The organism is Paenibacillus timonensis (assembly GCF_022427145.1).
In the GTDB taxonomy this organism is placed as follows: Bacteria; Bacillota; Bacilli; order Paenibacillales; family Paenibacillaceae; genus Fontibacillus; species Fontibacillus timonensis.
Map to the genome: position 1 here is coordinate 1 of NZ_JAKSXN010000150.1, position 798 is coordinate 798.

At 38.2% G+C, this 798-nt stretch carries 2 protein-coding genes; both read right to left on the reverse strand.

Annotated elements, in window-relative coordinates; genetic code table 11:
- Positions 1 to 68 precede the first annotated feature (68 nt).
- Positions 69 to 332, reverse strand: a complete 264-nt coding sequence (locus MJ257_RS25040; RefSeq protein WP_372489898.1) for a type II toxin-antitoxin system RelE family toxin — start codon at positions 330 to 332, stop codon at positions 69 to 71.
- Positions 316 to 552, reverse strand: coding sequence for a hypothetical protein (locus tag MJ257_RS24610; RefSeq protein WP_240271801.1), 237 nt, complete (start codon positions 550 to 552; stop codon positions 316 to 318). Before MJ257_RS24610 ends, MJ257_RS25040 begins: the two co-directional genes overlap by 17 nt.
- Between the last annotated feature and the right edge of the window lie 246 nt (positions 553 to 798).

Here is a 798-nt window from a genome sequence, read left to right on the forward strand (position 1 = left end):
TGGGAAATTGCTGCAAGAAATAGGGTATATAAAAACCCACCGAGCATGGGTGGGTAAGAACTAAATGATTATTTATATACATCTCCGCGAGAACCTATTTTCAAGACATGTATGATTAATTGTTTATCCTCGATCGTGTAAATAATCCTAAACGAACCAACGCGTAACCTATATTCTTCAGATGTACCTCTCATTCTCTTGATATCAAGTTCAGGATGAAATGGGTTTTCTGAGAGGATCTCTAGGTGTTGTACAATTCGAATTCGAGAAGGCTTATCTAGTCTTTGTAAGTATTTAAGGGCTTCTTTATAGAACTCAATTGAGTAGTTCATCAATTACATCCTTGAGTTTAATTCCTTCACCACGAGCGATCGATTGTTTTGCTTTAGCAATCTCCTCTAGGTCTTCTTTTGTAGTCGGCTCATCGTCCCAGGGAATATTTCTGTTGTGAGGATTAGTTGCTAATTTCTCCAAGAAGTCAGCAGCAATAGGAAGGGCTTCATCGGGTAATTGTTGAATTAATTTATTCAAATCATCTTTTGAAACAGCCATTAAATTCAACCCCTATAAGAAAATTTATTATTCATTATAACATAGTTATTAGTAGCGAATAAAACAGGTGCATTGTAAGTATATTCGAGGATGGCAGCAACATCCCATAACACCGTATTCACGCTTCGGGGCTATCGCCCCTCGGTTGTCAGATGTATAATCATGGAAGAAGCTCAGCCAACAAACGCCCCAGCCTAAGATAAGAGCTATCTAAGGCTGGGTCGTTTCGTGAATACAAAACGTTAT